Here is a 21,233-nt window from a genome sequence, read left to right as displayed (position 1 = left end):
CAGCGGCCTGCTCTGCTACGAGGGCACCGCCGCCAACTTCCTGCTGCCCGGCGACGAGGTCCAGGTCGGCGGCTACATCGAGGAGTACTTCGGCCTGACCGAGATGAACCCGCACAACGGGTCCGCGATCGAGCTGGTCTCCTTCGAGAACGCCCTGCCCGCCTACAACCAGGTGCACACCGTCGTGCTGTCCGACGACACGTCGCCCGGCGGCTACCTGGGCGAGGCGTACGAGAGCGTCCTGGTGAACACCTTCACCTCGACCGTGCTCGACACGCTGGGCTCGGCCCTGTACAGCGAGTTCCTGTGCTCCGACACCGGAGCGCGGGCCGACTCGCTGGTCGTCAACGCCGCCTTCAACATGGTGTACGTCCCGGTCGTCGGCGACCAGGTCACCGTGAAGGGCTTCATGGACTACGCCTTCGGCGAGTTCCAGCTGGTCCCGCTGCGCGACGAGGACATCACCGTCGGCGTCACGGCCGTCGGCGACGACCTGCCCCAGGTCCTGCCCGCGGGCGGGTTCTCGAGCATCGTGCCGAACCCGTTCAACCCCAAGACGGAGATCCGCTTCGTCCTGACGCGGGACAACCTGGTACAGTTGAATGTCTACAACATCCGCGGCGAGCTGGTCTCCTCGCTCGTCAACGAGCGGCTCCAGGGCGGCGGCGAGCGCGTCGTGGCCTGGGACGGCACCGACAACGCGGGCCAGCAGGTGGCCAGCGGCACCTACTTCGCCCGTCTGCGCATCGGCGCCGACGTGATGCAGGTCCGCAAGCTCATGTTGGTGAAGTAGCCGCCCCGCGACTGCTTCGAAGACGCACGGAAGCCCCGGCCCCGCGGCCGGGGCTTTCCCTTGCAGTTTCGATCTTCGTTGATTACCCTGGAAAGACCGATTTCGACACTCCAGCGAGGATGTGGGATGTGAACGAACTGATCCGGATCTCCGACGCGGCCGCGGACGCCTTCGGCGCCCTCGACCTGCCGGCGGGCGGCCCGCGGGCCGTCCGACTCTACTTCCAGGGCTTCGGCTGAGGCGGTCCCGCCGTGGGCATGGCTCTGGACGAGCCGAAAGACGACGACAGGACGGTCACGACGAAGGTCTTCGATTTCATCATGGCGCCCGACGTGGTGTCGGTCGTCGAGCAGGGCGGCGGCATCGTCATCGACTACGTCGACGACGGCATGCGCAAGGGCTACACGCTGAACCTGGCCGACCGCCTCGGCGGCGAGTGCGGGGGCGGCAGCTGCGGCGGCGGCGACTGCGGTTGACCCGCGCCGGGAATCCAGAAAACGAAGGCGGGGAGGGGTCACCCTCCCCGCTCCGCGTTCCGGACGCGCGGACCGCTAACGAAATGCCGTGATGTAGGCCACCCAGGCCGGAGAGTTGTCGCCCGCGTTGTCGATCTGGAAATCGCCGGACGGTTCCCCGTCCTCGTCGGCGCCCTCCCAGTAGACCTCCACCAGCGAGAAGCCGGCCTCCAGCAGGAGGTCGCGCACCTCGGGGATCGACCACAGGCGCCAGCGGTAGACGAAGGCGTCGGTGAGTTCGCTGCCGTCGGGGAAGCGGAAGTGGATGCGGCAGACGTACTCGTGGGTGATGGGGTTGAAGTGGTCCTGGTCCCAGACGTAGGTGAAGCCGTCGCAGTCGCGCTCCTCGAACTGGAGCACCTGGGCCTCCGAGCCGCCGAAGATGTCCAGCATCAGCATGCCCTCGTCCCGCAGCGACCTCCGGCAGTTCTCCAGGTAACCCTTCAGCTCCGCGCGCCCGTGGAAGCACCACCACGAGAAGTTCGTGGCGGCCAGCACGTCGGCGGGCGGCCCCGACACGCGGCGCACGTCGTCCTGCACCAGCGTCGCGCGCGCGGCGGCGGCGCCCAGGGGCAGCACGTTGTGCTCGCGGCCCCAGTCGAGGGTGGGGCCGTCCAGGTCTACGCCCAGGGCCGTGTTGTCCGGCCGTCGGCGGATCCAGCAGCTGCCCAGGTTCAGCGTGCCGCAGAAATCCTCGCGCAGGTCGCGCGGGAGGCGCCCGTAGGCGGCGGCGAAGGCGCGGTCGATGAACTCGACCTCGGCCTCGGGGTTCTGCACGGCGTTCTCGTAAAGCCAGTGGGGGTCGGCGGTGGCGGCGGTCAGCCGCGGGCGCCTGGCGGTCCTGGACAAGATGTGTTCTCCCGATCGTACGTCCACCGAGGGCGGCCCCGCGCGGGCCGCCGGCGCCGGGGAACTTAATCACAGGCGACGGCTGCGAACAACCCCCAATCGATCGCCGACATCCGACTCATCGGCGCCGCGATGGTCCCCGTCGCGTCGTCATCGGATCTTGCACGGTCGGCTCGCCCGCGGACAGGAAATGCCTGACCCGATCCACCCTCGTCGCGATCGCGGATGCCGACTTCAGCACCGGCCGGGAGCCGCGGCGCTCCCCGGCGGTTCGCCGGTACCGGTCCGGCGTCCCCGCTCCGGAGGCCAACCCCCCGTCCACGAGCACATTGCGACCCGCAAGTCGGGACGACTGCAATGTCCTGTGCAAAAGGATGTTACGTAATCGGCGCTCACCCCGACCTGTGGCATATCGCTTGCACCTGGACCCGCTGGCCCGTGCCGCAACGCCGGATCTCCTTGCCCGGCTTTGCATTCTGCACGGCCGTCCGCACCCCGGACGTCCCAGGCTCCCTTCCACGGCGGGATGACCATGAACGAGCGCAAGCGCAGCAGGTTCGCCACCGTCCTGGCCACGGGCCTCCTGGCCCTGGTCCCGGCGGTCGCCCAGGCGTTCGACCACCTCGAGATCTCGGTGATCAACCCCGAGATCGTCGACGGCCGGCCGTCGGTGACCATCTACGAGCAGTTCAGCGTGCTCGTGCGGGCGGTGAACGCCGACGGCACGACCGACACCGCGGCGGACTACATCCGCGCCGCGCTCTCCTCGCCGGACGTGGCCGCGAACATGCCGGAATCGGCCTACCTGCAGAACGGCGAGCACATCTTCGCCGGGATCGACTTCCTGGACGACGGCCAGCCGGTGCGGCTGCGCGTCGCGGACCAGGACGACGGTTCGGTGCCGTTCGCCCAGGTGGAGCTCAACTGCTACAACTTCGTCCACCACTTCGAATTCGGCGTGCCGGCCGGCGACAAGTACGTCGGCCAGGCCGTCACGCTGACCGTGACCGCCCGCGACTTCCTGAACGCGGCCGTCCGCAACTTCGACGACGACGTGGTGCTGACGCCGGCCCTCGGCCACTTCACCGCCGGCCCGTCGATCACCGTCAGCGGCGGCTCGTTCACGTTCGGCGTCGCCACGGTCGCCGTGGTGTTCCAGGGCACCGACCCCTCGCTGCAGCAGAACACCGTCAACGCCCTGAACACCGTCGTCTACCCGACCCAGGCCGCGGCCGCGGCCGGCAGCGGGCTCGTCGCTCCCCTCTACCCGGGGGCCCTGAGCCGGGTCGTGCTGCTGCTGCCGGGCCAGACCCTCACGCCGGGCGTCAGCCCGGGCCGCAGCGGCACGGCGATCGCCCAGATCTCGGGCTTCCCGTTCACCGGCATCGACGTCTACGCCACCGACCAGTACTGGAACCCCGTGGCGGGCGCCCCCTTCCCGACGCTGGCCTGGAGCGCGAACGACGCGGCGCCCGGCGTGTCGCTGCCCGCCGGCGGCGCCATGAGCAGCAACACCGTCCAGGACCAGTCGGCCACGCTGATGACCTCGGGCCTGCGCCAGGTGACCGTCACCGCCTCCGGGGCCATCTCGACCTCGAGCTCGGCCAACGTCCAGGTCAACCCGGCCGGGCTGCACCACTTCTCGTTCGACTACGCCGTGCTCGACACCAACGCCGTGCAGGCGACCACGACCCCGTTCCAGATCCGGGTGCGCGCCTACGACTCGTTCAACAACGTGTTCCCGTACAACGGGCCCGTCTCGATGCGCGTCCGCATCGGCGCCGGCGACGAGAGCGCGGACTACCTGATCGCCACCAGCAACAACTTCGTCGCCGGCGTCCTGAACGCGTCGGTGCAGGTGACCAAGCGCGCGTTCAGCGCCCGGCTGATCGTCGACAGCAACACCGGCGTGGTGACGCTGTCGGGCGACTTCCAGGTGAACGCGGGTCCCATGGAGAAGGTCCTGTTCACGCTGCCGGGCCAGACCTGGACCCCGGGCCTGAACGACCCGGCCTTCGGCGGCAACATCGGCCTGCCCACGCCGATCGTCGCCGGGCAGATGGTCGAGCCGTTGGAGATCCGGGCCGTGGACCGTTACGGCAACCTCGTCTCGGGCGCGCGCACCGTCGCGGTCACCTGCCCGACGGGCCACCTGCTGCTGTTGGACGGCGGCGGCAGCCTGATCGAGAGCGGCGTCATCACCCTGAACGGCACCGGCGTCTACAGCGCCCTGATGGCGACGCACGGCGACCAGCTGCTGCAGGCCGGCGTCGGCGGCCAGGCGGACAGCTTCTCGAGCCCGCTGCGCGTCTCGCCGAACACCTACCAGCGGCTGATGGTGATCGCGCCCGGCGAGACTCTGGACGCCGGCACGATCTACGCGCCCGGCAAGATCGGCATTCCGTCCCCGCAGGACGCGGGCTCGCCGTTCAACGTCCAGGTCATCGCCACCGACTACTATTACAACCCGATCGGCGCGGTGAGTCCGTTCCTGCCGATCCAGCTGGTGTTCACGAGCACCGATCCCCAGGCGACCCTCCCCGCGGCGCCCCAGAGCCTGCAGACCGGCACCGGCGTCTTCCAGGTCACGCTCGAGACCCTGGCCGATCCGAACCAGCAGCTGGTCACCGCCACCGACCCGGTGAGCTCCCGCACCGCGTCCGCGCTCATCCCGGTCGAGGCCGGCGTGATCGACCACTTCGAGATCGGCGTCAACGACGGCAACAACCCCGACCCGACCGACATCCTCGAGCCGGTGCCCGACCACCAGGCCGGCGCCTGGCTGCCGAACCTCACCGTGATCGCGCGCGACGCCTACGGCAACCACATCCGCACCTACACCGACAGCGTCTCGCTGAGCCTGAACGTGGGCGGCGACGTGCTGTCGCCGCTGCGCATCAGCCTTGCCGACGGCTTCGGCACCGGCGTCTACCAGGGCGTGTGGCGCGGCAGCCTGCGCATCACGCGCGCCGACCGGGGGATCACCGTGTCGGCCGTCGACGACGTCTACGGCCGTTCGGGCGTGAGCAACCCCTTCGACGTCCTGCCCGGCGCCTACGTCGGCCTGCAGGTCCTGCTGCCGGGCGAGACAGCCACGCCGGGCGAGGCGCCCGGCAAGTTCGGCGACCCGCTGCCGGTGGTCGCCGGCGCGGCGGCGACCGCGGCGGTGACCGCCCTGGACGCCTGGTGGAACCCGACGCCCGCCAGCCCGATCGTCAGGGTGTCGAGCAGCTCCTACGCCGACCTGATCTCGGCCAACGACATGCCGCTGGAGCCCGACGGTTCCACGGACTTCGCGCTGTCCTTCCGCACGGCGACGGCGCAGACGCTGCGCGTGCGGGACCTCGCGCTGTCCGCCCGCCGCGATTCCAGCCTCGCGACGGTGACCCCGGACGCGTTCACCCGCCTGCAGGCGATCGCGCCGGGCGAGACGCCGAACCCCGGCGGCCCCGAGGTCGACGGCAAGACCGGCGCGCCCGCGGTGCAGACCGCGACGCTGCAGTTCCCGCTGACCGTCCACGCCGTCGACCGCTTCTGGAACCGGGTCGACAACGGCTTCCACAACATCCACCTGGGCAGCGACGAGGGCTCGCTCGTCCCCGGCAACCCGCTGAACAACGGCCAGGCGCTGGCCGCCGGCGAGATCGTGTTCCCCGTGGCCCTGTCGAGCCTCGGCTACGTCACGCTGACGGCCTACGACCTGACCGACGCCGGGATCCTGGGCCACGACGTGGTCGTGCAGGTCGCCGCCGGCGCCCAGTACCGCATCACGACCCCCGACACGGCGCTGGTCGGGCCGCCGAGCTCCTTCGCCATGACCGTGGAGCTGGTGGACGAGGCGGGCACCGTCATGACCAACGCCTACAACCAGGTCACGCTGCGCGCCCTGACGCCGACCCTGCAGCCCGCCCCGGGCGTGCTGCTGGTGACGGACGCCCAGCTGACCGCCGGCGTCGTCGCGATCCCCACCCAGGGTTACGACGTCGCCAGCCGCATCGTCATCGAGGTCAGCGACACCTCCGGCCGCCTCGGCTACAGCGACATCATCCGCATGGATCCCAACGGCCTGTGGTACGACGTCACGGTCGGCACGACCCCGCTGCCCGTGGCGGGACCGCCGGCGGCCTTCCCGGTGACGGTGCGGCTGCGCGACACCGAGACCGGGTCGCTGGTGGACGACGACCGCTTCTTCAGCGTCGCGATCGTCGACAACGCCGGCGCGCTCGGCGCGGGCGCCGTCGGCATCACCTCGCGCCGCCTCGTCGACGGCCAGGTCAGCTTCCAGCAGACCTACACGCAGGCCGGCGAGTTCGCCGTGCGCGCCTTCGACCCCAGCGGCCTGGCCGGCGACAGCCCCCTGTTCACCGTCCGGCCCGCCGGCTACCAGCGGCTGCAGCTGCTGGCGCCGGGCGAGACGGCGCGGCCGGGAGCGGCCGCGTTCGCGGCCACCGGCAAGTCGGCCCTGCCGGACACCCAGCGCTCGGGCGAGCCGTTCCCGCTGGCCGTGCGCGCCGTGGACCAGTACTGGAACCCGATCGGCGACGAGTCCTCCGGCCGGATCCACCTGGCGACGACCGACGGCTCGTTCTCCTGGCCCGACAACCCCGACCCGCAGGACGCGCCCTTCTTCCTCGGCGGCCGCGCCGTCGACGCCTTCCTGGTGGCCGAGGGCGAGGTGGGCGTGACCGTGAGCGACCTCGACGCCCCGCAGCTGCCGGGGCAGACCGTCGAGGTGCCGGTGCGCCGTCCGTACGTCTACGAGGTCACGGTGCCCGCCGCGGCCCAGACCGGCGGGATGCCGGGCTTCGCGATGACCGTCCGTCTGCTCGACCCCGACACCGGGGATCCCGTCGCCGGCGCCGACCATCGCGTCGTCCTGACGCCGCTGCAGGCTGGCTTCGCGCCCGGCTCCGGCGTGCTCGGCACCGCGGAGGTCTACCTGGTCAACGGCGTCTCGTTCATCAGCGACCAGAGCTACAGCGCCCTGGAAGACCTGCGCGTCCGGGTGTCCGACGACTTCGGGCGCCAGGCCACGAGCGGGATCGTGACGATGCAGACGGGCGGCCTCTACTACGACGTCGCGGCGCCCGCGAACGCAACCGTCGGCGGCCCGGCCACCTTCCCGCTGTCGATCGACCTGATCGACAGCAACACCGGCGAGCGCGTGGCGGCCCACAGCGGCCTGATCCAGATCTCGGTGCTCAGCGCCGCCACCGCCGAGGCCGGCGGCGGCGTGCTGGGCACCGTCCAGCAGATGCTCGTCGGCGGCCACGCCGACGTCCAGCAGACCTACACGCTGGCCGAGGAGGTCTACTTCCGCGTCCTCGACGGCGATGGCAACGAGGGCTTCTCCAACAGCTGCCGCCTGGCCGCCGACGGCTTCAAGCAGCTGCAGATCGTCGCTCCCGGCGAGACGCCCGAGCCCGGCGCCGAGGCCGGCACCGGCAAGACCGGCGCGCCGGTCGTCCAGACGGCGGGCGAGCCCTTCGTCGTGGAGCTGCGCGCGGTCGACCAGTTCTTCAATCCCGTCACGTCGCTGGACGGCGGCGCCCTGGAGCTGGACTGCTCGGAGCCCGACCTGTTCGCCTGGCAGAACCCCGCGGACTACCACGCCCCGTTCGTCGGCGGCCGCCGGCAGGTCGGGGTCGTGCTCGACGGCGCCGGCAACCTGACCCTGAACGCCGACGACACCCAGCACCCCGAGGCGGGCCAGGGCCACGTGACCATCCCGGTGGCGGAGGCCGTCTACGAGGTCAGCGTCCCGGACACGACCTTCGTGGGGCCGCCCTCGCGCTTCGCGGTGGGCGTGCGCCTGGTCAACCCGGCCTCCGGCGCGACGGTGCCGGCGGGCAACCGCATCTCCCTGGAGGCGCTGCGCTACGACTTCGGCTCCCCCGACGGGCAGCTGGGCATCACGGAGTGGACGCTGTTGCAGGGCGCCGCCGACATCGCGACGCAGAGCTACGGCGTCAGCGAGCGCATCATCATCCGCGTGTCCGACGAGCGCGGCCGCACCACCGACAGCGCCGTGGTGACGGTCATCCCGGTGGGCGTGACCTACGCCGTGACGGCCCCCGACACGGTCGTCGCCGGCGAGCCCTGGCCGCTGTCGGTGACGCGGGTCGACGTGACCACGGGCCGCCTGGTCACCGGCTACGACGAGACCTTCAGCATCTCGGCGATCAACGCCTGGTCGGGCGCGGTGCGCCCAGACCCGTCGCTGGTCCCGGCCGGCGTGCTGCGCTTCACCTACGGCGCCACCGTCGAGGGCCGCGCGCAGCTCGAGGACCAGGCCTACGATCGCGCCGAGTCGATCTACCTGCGCGTGACCGACGCCGCCGGAGGCGACGTGCTCAGCCGGCTGATCACCGTGCTCGCCGCGCCGGCGCAGTTCTTCACCCTGAGCCTGCACGAGACGGACGGCTCGCCCTTCGATCGCGTCCTGCGGCCCGACCAGCAGATCCGCGTCCGCGTCGCGGCGCGCGACGAGGGCGGCAACCCGGCCCCGCGCGCCGCCGCCTCCTTCGAGATCCGCGCCGGCGAGGCCACGTTCGGCCAGGCGCGCGTCGGCACGGTGAACCTGACGACCGGCAGCGACGGCACCGCCGAGACGACCCTGCGCGTGGGCGCCTACGGCACGACGGACATCCTGCTGCGGGCCGTCGTGGACGCCCTCGATCCCGAGGAGGTCCTGCTGAGCGTGGCCGGGCCGCCGGTCACCACCCTGTCGTTCACGGGCGTCGCCAGCGAGTACCTCGACGGCTGGTACGTCAGCGAGGACACGCAGATCGCCCTGACGGCGATCCCCGGGATCCCCGAGGCGACCACGACCATCCGTTTCGACGTCGACCAGTCCGACGGCGTGGAGCCGCTGACCGTCTACGAGGGCCCCTTCACCCTGGGCGACCTGGTCCCGGGCGAATCCGGGATTCATGTCCTGCGCTTCCTGGCCGAAGAGAGTACCGGCGTGCAGGAGGCGCTGCGCCAGGTCGTGCTGTACACCACGGAGGCGCTGGACGGGGACCGGGAGATCACCAACCGCCCCAACCCGTTCAACCCCGTGCGCGAGCTGACGCGGATCCTGTTCAAACCGACGGCCGCCGGTACCGTGAACATCACGATCTACGACCTCTACGGGGCGATCGTGCTGAATCACCACCTGAACGCCGCCGCCGACCAGACCACCGAGTTCGCCTGGGACGGCCGCAACGGCCAGGGCGACGTGGTGGCCAACGGCGGCTACATCTGCCGGGTGACCGGCCAGGGCTTCGATTTCCGCCGCAAGATCGCGGTGGTGAAGTAGGAGAGGCCATGAAGCGCCACGCGGACGACAACCAGCGCCAGCACCCCCGACGCGCCCGCGGCGCGGCGGGACGACGATACCCCGCGCTCCTGCTCCTGGCGGCCCTGCTGGCCGCCGGACCGGTCCTCGCCGGCCAGGACGGGGGCGCGCCCGGCGCCTTCCTGCGCTTCGGCAGCAGCGCCCGCAGCCTCGCCCTCGGCGGGGCCGTCGGCGCGCTCGGCGGCGACGTCGCCACCATCTACTGGAACCCGGCCGCCCTGTCGCAGCTGCGCACCATGGAGGTGACGGCGATGGGCGCCACCCTCTTCGGCGACACCCGCTACTCGTACGTGGCGTTCGGGCTGCCGAGCGAGGGGCGGGGCACCTTCGCCTTCAGCGGCACCTTCACCGACAGCGGCGAGTTCGAGCGCGCGACGGAGTGGGTCGACATGACCGACACCTTCCAGGAGAAGGAGGGGATCTTCGCGCTCACCTACGCCCGCGGCAACAGCCGCATGGGCTGGGGCGCCACCCTGAAGTCGATCTCCCAGGACGTGGGCGGCTTCACCGGCTCGGGCTACGGCGCCGACGTGGGCCTCTACCTGCGGCCCGAGCGCCGGCTCAGCCTGGGCATCTCCTACCAGAACGCCCTGCAGCCCGAGATCACGCTGCTCGAAGAGCCGGAGAAGCTGGCCCGGACCCTGCGCGCCGGCGCCGGCCTGCACTTCTTCAACAACCGCATGCTCGTGCTGACCGACCTGGTCCGCACCGACCTGATGGACCTGGACTTCCAGGGCGGCATCGAGGCCTGGCCCCTGCGCCAGCTGGTGCTGCGCGGCGGCTACGACACCGTCCGCGACCAGACCAGCTTCGGGGCCGGCGTGCGCTGGCAGAACTGGCAGCTCGACTACGCCCACGTCGCGCACGACCTCGGCTCCACGACGGTGGTCAGCGCCACGATGCGCTTCGGCATCACCGACGGCGTCGAGATCCACAGCGACCGCCTGCGCTTCAGCCCGTCGGGCAACGACCGCAGCGTGTCCTTCGGCATCGACACGGCGCTGCGCGGCGAGGTGGCGGAGTGGCGCGTGGAGATCCGCGACGACCAGGGCGAGCTGGTCCGCCGCATCTTCGAGGAGGGCCCGCCGCCGGAGTCCGTGGACTGGGGCGGCGAGGACGAGAACGGCCGGCTGGTGGGCGACGGCGTCTACCGCGCCACCGTCGTGGTCCTGGACGACCTCGGCCAGGAATGGGAGCACGTGGTCCAGGTGGAGATCATGGGCTTCCGCAACCGGACCCGGACCCCGATCCGCATCGACGTCGACGGTTCCGAGAGCCTGAAATCGCGAGAGGACGACCGATGAAACGATACAGTGCCGCCCGGCGCCCGGCCCCTTGGGCCCTGCCGGCCTCTTGGACCCTGCCGGCCTCTTGGGCCCTGCCGGCCCTGCTGGCCCTGCTGGTCCTCGCCGCCCCGCCGGCCTTCGCCGGCGACGACGACGCGGTGGTCCCGAACGAGGACGCGCTCTGGCGCGCCGCCGGCGACACCTTCGCCCGCGACGCGGACAAGGGCAACGCGCTGCAGCAGTACCAGCTGTACCTGACGCACTACAAGAAGACCGACCGCGCGGCCCGCGCCCAGTACATGGTGGCCGAGTGCTACTTCTGCAACGGCGACTACGACACGGCGCTGCGCGAGTACGACCGCGTCGGGAAGTTCAAGGGCGGCGACCCGTTCCTCGCGGGCAGCGCGCTGCTGCGCCGGGGCGAGTGCCAGTACAACCTGGGCAAGCGGGACCGGGCCCTGGAGACCTTCACGCAGCTGCTGCAGCAGAGCACGGACAGCTTCCTCGCCGGCGAGGCCCTGTTCGCCATGGGGCAGACCCAGGCCTCGATGCAGGACTGGCGCAGCGTGGAGAAGACCTACAAGCAGCTGCTGGCAGACCGGCCCGGCTACCAGAAGCTGCCGCAGGTGCAGTTCGTCCTGGGGCTGTTCGCCTACGTCAAGCAGGACTACGAGGCGGCCACCCAGCACTTCGACAAGGTGGACACGGACCTGGGCCTCTACTACCTCGGCCGCTGCCTCGAGGCCACCGGCCAGTACATCCTGGCCGTGCAGCGCTACCGGCAGGCCCTGCGGCTCTACCCGGACAGCCCGCTGGCCGACGACGCCGCGTTCAGCGTCGCGGAGGCCTTCTACAACAGCGACCAGAACAAGGTGGCCGCGCGCAGCTACCGCGACTTCCTCGAGGGGTACCCCGAGAGCAAGTTCGTGCCGATGGCCCGCTACAAGCAGGCCTGCGTGGACTACCGCTCCGGCGAGTACAACGAGTGCGTGCGCAAGCTCGAGGACCTCTGCAAGGACCTCGGCGGCGAGCCGATCTGCGCGCCGGCCAACTACCTGATGGGCTCGGCCTGGATGGCGCTCGGGCGCACCAGCCACGCCATCTTCGCCTTCACCGAGGTGGTCAAGGGCTACCAGGACTCCGACCTGGCCAGCGCCGCCATGCACAAGGTCGTCTACGCCTACATCGCCGAGAAGAACTACCCGCAGGCCATCCTGATGGCGCACGAGTTCCTGGAGATCTTCCCCGGCGACCCGCTGGCCGCCCGGGTCCAGGTGCTCCTGGGCTACTCCCACAAGGAGCTGCAGGAGTACGACCTCGCGGTGCGCGAATTCCAGAACGTCATGGACCGGCACGTCAACACCGACGCCGGCGAGCGGGCGCTGTTCCTGGCCACCGACACCTACCTGAAGCTGGAGCAGTACGACCGCCTGATCACCAACTACCACTTCATCGCCAACCGCCTGCTGCCCACGCCCAGCCCCTGGCGCGCGCGGACCTACTACCAGCTCGGCGAGGCCTACTACCACGAGGGCCTCTTCCGCGAGGCGGGCGGCATGTACCGGCTGGTGCTGACGGGCTACCCGCGCAGCGAGGTGGCGGCGGCCAGCCTGCAGGGCCTCGTCGCCAGCTACAGCCAGATCGGCGAGTACGACCTGGCCCTCGAGGAGCAGGAGAAGTTCCTCTTCGAGCTGGCCAACGCCGACAGCGAGGAGGGCGGCAACTCGCTGGCCCTCGGCGCGCTCTACTTCAACCAGCACGACTACCAGAAGGCCCTGGAGGAGATCACCCGCTTCCTCGAGCGCAACCCCGAGGGCCCGCAGGCCGCGGCCGCGCTGCTGAACCAGGGCGACTGCTACTACCGCCTGCAGTACTACGAGAACGCGGTGGAGGCCTGGAAGAAGCTGGTCACGAGCTACCCGCGGGCGAGCGAGGCCGAGGAGGCCCTGTACCGCCTCGCCGACACCCAGTTCGGCCTGGCCCAGTTCGAGCAGGCTCGCGCCAGCTACCTGACGCTGCAGAAGCGCGCCCCGGACGGCCCGCACGCCGCCGACGCCGCCTTCGGCCTGGCCAACTGCCACTACAACCAGCAGCAGGATCAGGCCGCGATCACGGCCTTCCAGGCCTTCGTCGAGGCCTTCCCGGAGGACCCGCGCGTCGAGGACGCGGAGCTGGGCATCCAGAGCTGCTACTACCGCAGCGGCAAGGACATGGAGGAGTACCTCGGCAACCGCCCGGACAGCCCCCTGGCCGGCGACTATTACTGGACTAAAGGTCAAAACCTCTTTGCCGAAGGAAACTACGAGGCCGCTGCCAAGGCGTTCGAAAAGGTCACCATGGACTACGCCGACAGCGAGAGCGCCCCGGGCGCCCTCTTCTACCTGGCCGAGAGCTACTACCGCTTGGAGCAGATGCCGATGGCGCTCGCTGGCTACCGCAACTTCCTGAAGACGAACCCCGACCACGAGCTGGTCGGGCTGTCGCGCTTCCGCGAGGGCACCGTCCTGTACAAGACGGAGCAGTACGCGGACGCGGCCGAGGCCTACGAGTACCTGGTCGACACCATGCCCGCCGGCGAGTACTCGCCCCTGGCCCTGTTCAACGCCGGCCTCTGCTACCAGGAGCTCGAGGACTGGCCGGCCGCCATCGGCTCGCTGGTCCGCTTCCAGGCGGACTACCCCGACGACGAGCGGGCCAAGGGCCTCTCCTTCCAGATCGCCACGCTGTACCAGGACGAGCTCGGCGACTACGAGAACGCCGCGACGGCCTACCAGAAGGCGCTCGAGAAGGGCGAGGCCGGCATCGAGGAGATCGGCTACCGGCAGGGCCAGTGCTACGAGAAGCTCGACCGCATCGAGCAGGCCGTCGCCAGCTACGAGATGTCCGCCAGCGGCGCCGACGTCGCGGCCCCGCACCGCATCGCCAGCTTGGCCCAGATCGGCCAGATCAGCGAGGAGCGCGGGGACTGGAACGCCGCCGTCCAGGCCTACAACCGGATCGTGCAGACCAACGGCAAGCCGGAATGGACGGCGATGGCCGAGGGCCGGCTCGCCGAGATCCAGGCCATGACCGCCGGCAACTAGCCGGCTCAACCCAGAGAGAGGAACCCGCACATGTTGGGGATGTCGCTCACCAAGGTCATTTTCGGTTCGTGGTCGATGCTCATGCTCATCGCCTGCTCCATCGTCACGATCGCCTACGCGATCGAGCGCATGGTGTACTTCCACCGCTCCCGTTCCGACGTGCGGTCCTTCATGAAGGAACTCACCGCGAAAATGAAGGGCGGGGACATGAAGGTCGCCACCCAGTGGTGCGACCAGCAGAAGGGCGCGGCGGCCCGGGTCATCAGCCAGTGTCTGCCGCATGCGCATATCAGCGCCTCGGACCTCAAGCAGCGCTTCGACACCGCCATCGAGATGGAGCAGGTGGAGATGGAGCGCAACCTCAGCATCCTGGGCACGATGAGCAACATCGCCCCGCTGCTGGGTCTCTTCGGCACGGTGATCGGCATCGTCCGCTCCTTCAACGACATCGGACGCACGGGCGCCGGCGGCAGCGCCGTGGTGGCCATGGGCGTCGGCGAGGCGCTGACGGCCACGGCGGCCGGCATCTTCGTGGCCGTCATCGCCACGATCTGCTTCAACTACTGCGTGCGCCGCATCCGCACCCGCATCATCGAGCTGGAGGACGTCCGCGAGGAGTTCTTCAGCGTGCTGCGCGGGCTCGCGCGGCAGGACGGCCCGTCCTCCTCGCGCGCCAAGGCCGACAAGCGCGACGTCAACGCCCTGTGCGAGGCCGTCGTCACCACGTCCCAGGAACCCGCCGGAGCCGGCCGGTAGGAAGCGAGACGAGACGTGGCACGATCCAATCGATCTCACCTGCATCAGGAGAGTTCGCCCAACATCACCCCGTTGGCGGACGTCACCACCATCCTGATCATCGTGTTCCTGATGACCATGCCGGCCATCCTCGGCAACGGCATCCAGGTCAACGCGACGCGCGCCGAGGCCAGCGAGACCGTGGTCACCACGCGAGAGCAGCAGGACCAGGAGATGCTCATGGTGAGCGTCGCCCCGGAGGGCATCAAGGTCAACGGCGACGCCGTGGCGCTCGCCGACCTCGAGCGGAAGCTGGCGGATGCGCTGTCTTCTCGCACCGACAAGACCGTCGTCATCGTGCCGAGCGACTTCGTGAAGCTCGGCGACGTGGTCGACGTCATGGACGCCGCCACGGGCGGCGGCGCCAGCAGCCTGGCGCTCCTGAACCGCAAGGAGGGGGTGCGATGAAGGTCTACCGCTACGAGTGCAAGACGAACGTCGCGCCGCTGATCGACGTGTCGCTGTGCATCGTCCTGACCCTGATGATGATCTCGCCGTTCCTCAACGAGACCACCCAGAAGGTGGACCTGCCCGTGGCCCGCGCGAGCCAGATGGACGACACCGACAACACCGAGGTCATCTTCACCCTCGACGGCAAGATCTACGTGGGCGAGGAACAGATCGCGCTCGAGGATGTGCGGGCCCTGCTGACGCCCCTGTTCGAGAACAACCCGGACGCCGTGGCGGTCATCAAGGCGGACAAGAGCCTTCTGTACGGGGACGTCGAGCGCCTCATCGCCGAGGTCGAGGGCGCCAAGGCGGCCCGCATCGCCATCTCCACCGGCAAGAAGGACACGGAGGTGGCGGAGCTATGATGATGCAGGAGATCAGTCGCCGCGCGGCGACGACGGGCGGCTTCACCGCCAGCTTCGTCATCCACGCCAGCATCATCCTGCTGCTCATGCTGATGATGCGCGAGGGCGCCCGCAAGGCGGGCGAGGCGTTCGACGAGCTGACGGAGATCGCCTACATCGAGGCCCAGTACGGCGAGGACGTGGCCCAGAAGGTCCGCCTCAAGACCCAGCCCGTGGTCCAGCCGAAGCAGGAGACGCCGGACGAGGCGAAGCTCGAGGAGGCGCCGGTCCCGCAGCCGGAGACGCCGCAGCCCGCGCTGCAGAGCCGGCAGCTGCTGCAGACCCTGCCGAACCGGCTGGCGACGCGGCCGCTGCTGCAGAACCGCCAGGCCGCGGACGTGGACGCGCCGCGCCTGTCGTCCGCCCAGCAACGCCAGTTCCTGGACACCACCTCGCGCCAGCTGGATTCCCGGACCTTCGCCGACGCCGCGCCGCGGCTCGACACGCGCAACCTGCGCGACCCCTCGGCCCTGGCGGCGGACGCGAACGCGCCGCGGCTGACCTCGCGGGAGGCGCAGGCCGCGTTCCAGGGCAACGACGTGGCGCTGGTCGGGCGCAAGAGCAACGTGGACCTCTCGGAGGTCGACTTCGAGGTCGGCCAGGGCGGCACCGCGTCCGGCGGCGGGCGCATGGCCCTGCAGCTGGCCACCGGCGGCAGCGAGACCGGCCACGCCGGCCTGGTCGGCGGGAGGCTCGAGGAGGGCCAGACGGCCTACCAGGGTTCGGTGGCCGCGCTCGTCCAGACCGCGAAGGCCAACGAGCGTCGGGCCGCGGCCGCCGTCGACGTGGCGGCGCCCGCTCGCTCCACCGAGGGCCGCACCACGCTGCTCGATTACGGACCGGGCGGCGCGACCGGCGCCACGGGCCAGGCCAGCCTGCGCGGCCGCCAGCAGGCCCCGGCCGAGACGCCGACCGCCGCGGCGGTGGCCCAGGCCACCAGCAAGCCGGCGGCGCCGCCGCAGACGCAGCTGGCCGAGACCCAGGCCAAGGCCATGGGCGGCAAGGGCGTCTCGATGACCATCAGCGGCCAGATCAGCGACCGCAAGGTCGTCGCCAGCGCCATGCCGACCTACAGCGAGGCGGCCCGCAAGGCCGGCTGGGAGGGCGTCGTGGCCGTGCACTTCACGGTCCTGCCCGACGGCCGCGTCAAGGACAACATGTACTTCGACCAGACCTCGGCCCACCGCGACCTGAACCGCGCCGCGATGGACGCCGTCAAGCAGTTCCGCTTCGAGCCCCTGGCCGGAGCGGACCGTGTCGAGCAGTGGGGGGTGATCACGATCGTCTTCCGCCTCAACTAGGCGGAACCCCGACAACTCCATAGCCGACGAACCTGAGTCAAAGGACACACATCATGACTCGCAACGACTTCAGGGGATTTGTGACCATCGCCGCGGGCGTCTGCCTCCTGTTCGGCAGCGCCCCGGCCCCCGCCGTGACGGAACAGGAGACGGTACCCGACCAGGGCCTGCCCGAAATGGTCGTGGAGGCCGAGAACCAGGTCCTGCAGGACATCACCAAGAGCACGTTCGAGGTCGCGCTCAGCGCCGCGATCATCGACACGTTCTTCACGGACTTCGACGAGGCGGTCCTGGTGATCAGCCCCGTCGAGGGACTGCAGCCCTTCCTGAACAACCCCCGCGACCTGCACAGCGACCAGGCGCCGCACTGCTGGCTGCGGGACCCGGCGCAGCCGCCGGTGGTGACGTTCTATCCGGAGGACCCCGAAGGGCACCAGGCCCGCCGCTGGGCGCTGACGGTGACCGACTTCCGGGGCGCCCCGTTCCGCCACTTCGAGGACAAGGGGCAGCCGCCGGGCCAGGTCGCCTGGGACGGCCGCGGCGACCTGAACGAGATGCTGCAGGTGGGCTACCCCTACAGCTACGTGTTCAGCGTCACCGACAAGGGGACCAACACCTACAACTACGCGGGGATCAGCTTCCGCATCCCGGCCGTGGACTACCGCGAGAAGAACGAGCGCCGGCTCGAGTTCACCGGCGACGAGGTCTTCCAGAAGGGCGGCACGCTGCTGCGCGACAGCGGGCGCGGCTGGCTGACCCGCGCGGCGGACCAGATCCGCAAGGACCATCCCTACTCGCCGCTGAAGGTCGTGGTGCAGGCCGAGAACAAGCGCCTGGCCCAGGACCGCGCCCAGGTCGTGGCCGAGTTCCTGGTCGGGTGCATGCTGCTCTCCGACGACTGGATCAAGGTCGAGGCCGTGGCCAAGCCCGACCTCCGTTCGGAGATGGACGGTTCGGTGAGCATCCGCGTGGAGCACGCTGCGGGGGTTTGAGCGACGCCCGCCCGGCGAGCCGAACGCGAACAGGGGGTGCCGCCCGCGCGGCACCCCCGTCCACGTCCCGGTCCCGGCGCCGCGCCCGCGGCGCCTTCGTCGTCTTGAGGGGGGGCGTCCTGGGGGGTTGATTCCGTCCGGTTTTTGAGGGATGATCCCGGTTCCACGCGCCGATTTGGGGGGAGAGGGGATCCATGGACGCGACGAGCAAACCGCATCATGCCGACCAGCTGATCGACAGCCCGTTCGGCGGGAAGGTGGGACCCGAGATCTGCCGGGCCCTGCTGGAGATGGCCGAGACGATCGACTGCGAGGCCGGCGCGACGCTCTTCGAGGAGGGGGACCCGCCGCAAGGCGTCTACTTCGTCTGCGAGGGCCAGGTCAAGCTGATCCGCTCCGGCCCCGGCTACCGAGAGCACATCGTCCATCTCGCCGAGCGGCAGGCCGTGTTCGGGGAGGCCTCGCTCTTCATGGCGAGCCACCCCGTGACCGCGGTCGCCCTGAAGCCGAGCACCCTGCTGCGCTTCTCCCGCGCCCCCTTCCTCGACTACATGGCCCGCCGGCCCGTCCTGCAGGGCTACGTCCTGGAGGTCATGGCCTGCTGGCTGGAGCAGCTCATCGAGAAGATCGACGAGCTGACCCTCTGCGACGGCGCCCAGCGGCTGGCCCGCTACCTCGTCGGGCTCCACGAGAAAAATCCCTACGCCGGCTTCGTCACGGCCGCCCAGGTGGAGCTGCCGACCCGCAAACGCGACCTCGCCACCATGCTCAACATGAACCAGCCCTCCCTGTCGCGCATCCTGCGGCAGCTCCAGGACCAGACCCTGATCGAGGTCAAGGGGCGCCGCGTCGTGCTGAAGGACCTCGAGGCGCTGCGCGGCCTGGCGCGGCTGCCCGAATTCCGGGGCGTGCAGCGGGATTTCGCCTGACCTGCGCCCCGGCACCCGCCGGCGGTCCCGGTCCCGCATCTTGACATCGCGGGGTCGAAAGCCTACCCTTGCCTGTTCCGGGCCGATACGGACCTAGGTGATGGATGCGTGAGAGCGGCGCCCCGCGGGGACGGTCTCCACGCCCGCCGGCCCGCAGGTGAAGCCACCGTCAATCCATTGACGATCGTTCGACGATCGAGCACGACGGCCTTCGCGAACCCGAGACGCCCTGGAGGCAGTGACGTGAAGTTCACCGGTTCTAAGATCAAGAAGTCCCGCGCGCTGGGGATCCCCCTGTCGCCGAAGGCCGAGCGCTACCTCGACCGCAAGCCCTACCCGCCCGGACAGCACGGCAAGCTGCAGCAGATGCGGCGCCGCAAGATGTCCCCGTACAAGACCCAGCTGCTGGAGAAGCAGAAGCTGCGCGCCCAGTACAACATCCACGAGCGCCAGCTGCGCAACTACTACGCGAAGGCCTCGCGCAAGGGCGACATGGTCAACTCGCTGGTGCAGGAGCTGGAGTCGCGCCTGGACACCGTGGTCCTGCGCGGCGGCCTCGCCCGCTCGATCTACGCCGCGCGCCAGTACGTGAGCCACGGCCACATCCTGGTCGACGGCCGCAAGGTCAACATCGCCAGCTACCGCGTCCGCCCCAACCAGGTCGTCGGCATCCGCGAGAAGAGCCGCAACCTCGACTGCATCCAGATCGCGCTGGACACGTCGCAGACCGTGCCGCCCTACCTGGAGCGCGACAAGAAGTCCATGACCGTGAAGTTCCTCTACGACCCCCCGCGGTCGGAGGTCCCGCTGATGTGCGAGGTGCCGCTGGTCATCGAGTTCTACTCGCGCTGATCCTCGCGAAGATCCCGGTACGAGCCCGGAGCCCTGCGGCTCCGGGCTTTTCTTTGGGGGAGGCCGGGGCGGGCGCCCGGCGCGTCCACCTGCGGACCGTTCCGGATCTTCCATCCGGATGGAACGGCGTACGTCTGTTTTGATCGTCTTCTCCGGCCTTCCAAGAGCGGCAAGCCGCGATAATTCGTTGTAATACAATGAGTTGCGCGGTGGCCTGGGACTTGCCCTCTCAGGTGTTCCTGACGCAATTGCATGTGTTGGCATCAACCGCGGAGGAACAGCCATGGACGATCACGACGAGAAGACCGGGGACAGGCGCAAAGGAGCGACTGCCTTCCCGGCCGGCCATATTAAAACCGTATTCAAATCTTGTTTTCGAAGCCCCACGACGAAAAAATATTCCGTAACTGATTTATTTTCATGCGGTCATCTCATTATGCCCGGTGGATGGTCAATAACTAGGCAAATAAATATTGTGCCATCATCCGTCTTTTTGTGCTATAGTATTGATGTTCACGGCGGATCTCATCGGGATCCGATGTGGACCGGTCCAAGAGTCGAACGTGGCGATGGTCGCCGCTTTCAGCCTACAGGAGAAAAGACTATGAAGCAGCTTGTGATCGCATCCCTCCTGGTCCTGTGCCTCGCGGCCGTCGCGCAGGCCGGCGTCATCAACGACATCCGCACCGGCGTGATCCCCGAGGGCAGCGTGGTCCAGGTCAATGGCGCCGTGGTGACCGCCGTCCAGAACAGCAGCTTCACGATGACCGAGCTGCCCGCCGGCCCCTACACGGCCATCTGGGTCTACGTGGGCGCTGCGCCAGCGGTCGCCATCGGCGATGTCGTCGAGGTGAAGGGCCTGACCCGCAATTTCTACGGCCGCGACGAGATCAACCTGCTCTACCCGGGCGACGCCCACGCCGCGATCACGGGCACGAGCCCCGTGCCGAACTTGCAGCTGACCACCACGCAGCTGCAGGCCAATCCCGAGGCGTGGGAAAGCCACGTCGTGACGATCACCGACGGCCTGATCGTCCAGGAGATGCTGCCCGAGGGCATGTGGCGCGCCGATTCGGTCGAGACCGGCCTGAGCGTGATCTTCGACGACTACTTCTACGACTACGCCACGGTCGACCTGGGCGACTGCTACAACAACGCCTACGGCATGTACCAGTGGTTCGGCGGCATGTGGATCTTCAAGGTCTTCACGACCGCGGACACCGACTGCACGGTCGCCAACGAGGACCTGAGCTTCGGCTCGCTCAAGGCGCTGTACCGCTAGACCGCTCTTCTCCTGGGCTGGGAATGGGGACCGCCGGTCACGGCGGTCCCTTTCCGCTTCCATCCGTTGCATCCGCATAAAGCTCCGTCATTTCGACAGGTCGCTTGCATAATCATCCCGATCCGTGCTAGGATCCGGGGCGGACGGCTTCCCCACACACCGGGTTCGACTCGAGCACCCACGGGAGCCCTCACCTCGACGAAAGGATGTCACGATGAAGCTGCTTGCTACCGTGCTGCTCCTGCTGGTCGCCGTGCCCGCGCTCGCCGGGACGATCATCGACCTGCAGACGGGCGCCTACACCGTCGGCGCCGAGGTCGTGGTCAACGGCGCCGTGGTCACCGGCGTCCGCTACAACGG

14 protein-coding genes are annotated in these 21,233 nt (G+C 69.5%); 13 read left to right on the top strand and 1 reads right to left on the bottom strand.

Features of this window, described 5'->3' with window-relative positions; genetic code table 11:
• Positions 1–793: FlgD immunoglobulin-like domain containing protein (locus tag Q7W29_05925; protein MDO9171351.1), on the top strand; the 793-nt coding region annotated here is incomplete at its 5' end.
• 251 nt (positions 794–1,044) lie between these two features.
• On the top strand, positions 1,045–1,269 hold the full coding sequence (locus tag Q7W29_05920) for a hypothetical protein (protein MDO9171350.1): 225 nt from the start codon (positions 1,045–1,047) through the stop codon (positions 1,267–1,269).
• A 75-nt stretch (positions 1,270–1,344) separates the two neighbouring features.
• Here the strand turns inward: Q7W29_05920 and Q7W29_05915 are convergent, their stop codons facing one another.
• Positions 1,345–2,157, bottom strand: coding sequence for a class I SAM-dependent methyltransferase (locus Q7W29_05915; protein MDO9171349.1), 813 nt, complete (start codon positions 2,155–2,157; stop codon positions 1,345–1,347).
• Between the two features lie 532 nt (positions 2,158–2,689).
• Here Q7W29_05915 and Q7W29_05910 point away from each other — a divergent pair.
• The 11 genes from Q7W29_05910 to Q7W29_05860 all read left to right on the top strand — a co-directional run bounded on the left by Q7W29_05910 (position 2,690) and on the right by Q7W29_05860 (position 20,873).
• Positions 2,690–9,460: a FlgD immunoglobulin-like domain containing protein gene (locus tag Q7W29_05910; GenBank protein ID MDO9171348.1), complete on the top strand. Its 6,771-nt coding sequence runs from the start codon at positions 2,690–2,692 to the stop codon at positions 9,458–9,460.
• Positions 9,461–9,468: 8 nt separating this feature from the next.
• Positions 9,469–10,803, top strand: coding sequence for a PorV/PorQ family protein (locus Q7W29_05905; protein MDO9171347.1), 1,335 nt, complete (start codon positions 9,469–9,471; stop codon positions 10,801–10,803).
• Positions 10,800–13,868: a tetratricopeptide repeat protein gene (locus Q7W29_05900; protein MDO9171346.1), complete on the top strand. Its 3,069-nt coding sequence runs from the start codon at positions 10,800–10,802 to the stop codon at positions 13,866–13,868. The genes Q7W29_05905 and Q7W29_05900 overlap by 4 nt, the downstream gene beginning before the upstream one ends.
• A 30-nt stretch (positions 13,869–13,898) precedes the next feature.
• Positions 13,899–14,624, top strand: a complete 726-nt coding sequence (locus tag Q7W29_05895) for a MotA/TolQ/ExbB proton channel family protein (GenBank protein ID MDO9171345.1) — start codon at positions 13,899–13,901, stop codon at positions 14,622–14,624.
• Between the two features lie 15 nt (positions 14,625–14,639).
• Positions 14,640–15,071 (top strand): biopolymer transporter ExbD, encoded by a 432-nt coding sequence (locus tag Q7W29_05890; protein MDO9171344.1) that lies wholly within the window; start codon positions 14,640–14,642, stop codon positions 15,069–15,071.
• Entirely contained in the window at positions 15,068–15,478 is a 411-nt protein-coding gene (locus Q7W29_05885) for a biopolymer transporter ExbD (protein ID MDO9171343.1), read from the top strand. The genes Q7W29_05890 and Q7W29_05885 overlap by 4 nt, the downstream gene beginning before the upstream one ends.
• 2 nt (positions 15,479–15,480) lie before the next feature.
• Positions 15,481–16,818: an energy transducer TonB gene (locus Q7W29_05880; protein ID MDO9171342.1), complete on the top strand. Its 1,338-nt coding sequence runs from the start codon at positions 15,481–15,483 to the stop codon at positions 16,816–16,818.
• A gap of 53 nt (positions 16,819–16,871) precedes the next feature.
• Entirely contained in the window at positions 16,872–17,810 is a 939-nt protein-coding gene (locus tag Q7W29_05875) for a hypothetical protein (protein ID MDO9171341.1), read from the top strand.
• Between the two features lie 194 nt (positions 17,811–18,004).
• Positions 18,005–18,739: a Crp/Fnr family transcriptional regulator gene (locus Q7W29_05870; protein MDO9171340.1), complete on the top strand. Its 735-nt coding sequence runs from the start codon at positions 18,005–18,007 to the stop codon at positions 18,737–18,739.
• A 243-nt stretch (positions 18,740–18,982) separates the two neighbouring features.
• Positions 18,983–19,591, top strand: a complete 609-nt coding sequence (gene rpsD / locus Q7W29_05865; GenBank protein ID MDO9171339.1) for a 30S ribosomal protein S4 — start codon at positions 18,983–18,985, stop codon at positions 19,589–19,591.
• 604 nt (positions 19,592–20,195) lie between these two features.
• Positions 20,196–20,873, top strand: a complete 678-nt coding sequence (locus tag Q7W29_05860; protein ID MDO9171338.1) for a hypothetical protein — start codon at positions 20,196–20,198, stop codon at positions 20,871–20,873.
• Positions 20,874–21,233: the final 360 nt, after the last annotated feature.

Source organism: bacterium (genome assembly GCA_030654305.1).
Lineage (GTDB): Bacteria > Krumholzibacteriota > Krumholzibacteriia > LZORAL124-64-63 > LZORAL124-64-63 > PNOJ01.
This window is presented reverse-complemented; position numbering and strand designations above follow the sequence as displayed.

Excerpts from the sequence above, each read along its gene's own strand:
- Q7W29_05860 (MDO9171338.1), top strand. The coding sequence starts at position 20,196 with ATGAAGCAGCTTGTGATCGCATCCCTCCTGGTCCTGTGCCTCGCGGCC.
- Q7W29_05870 (MDO9171340.1), top strand. The coding sequence starts at position 18,005 with ATGGACGCGACGAGCAAACCGCATCATGCCGACCAGCTGATCGACAGC.
- Q7W29_05880 (MDO9171342.1), top strand. The coding sequence starts at position 15,481 with ATGCAGGAGATCAGTCGCCGCGCGGCGACGACGGGCGGCTTCACCGCC.
- Q7W29_05885 (MDO9171343.1), top strand. The coding sequence starts at position 15,068 with ATGAAGGTCTACCGCTACGAGTGCAAGACGAACGTCGCGCCGCTGATC.
- Q7W29_05905 (MDO9171347.1), top strand. The coding sequence starts at position 9,469 with ATGAAGCGCCACGCGGACGACAACCAGCGCCAGCACCCCCGACGCGCC.
- Q7W29_05910 (MDO9171348.1), top strand. The coding sequence starts at position 2,690 with ATGAACGAGCGCAAGCGCAGCAGGTTCGCCACCGTCCTGGCCACGGGC.
- Q7W29_05875 (MDO9171341.1), top strand. The coding sequence starts at position 16,872 with ATGACTCGCAACGACTTCAGGGGATTTGTGACCATCGCCGCGGGCGTC.
- Q7W29_05900 (MDO9171346.1), top strand. The coding sequence starts at position 10,800 with ATGAAACGATACAGTGCCGCCCGGCGCCCGGCCCCTTGGGCCCTGCCG.
- Q7W29_05895 (MDO9171345.1), top strand. The coding sequence starts at position 13,899 with ATGTTGGGGATGTCGCTCACCAAGGTCATTTTCGGTTCGTGGTCGATG.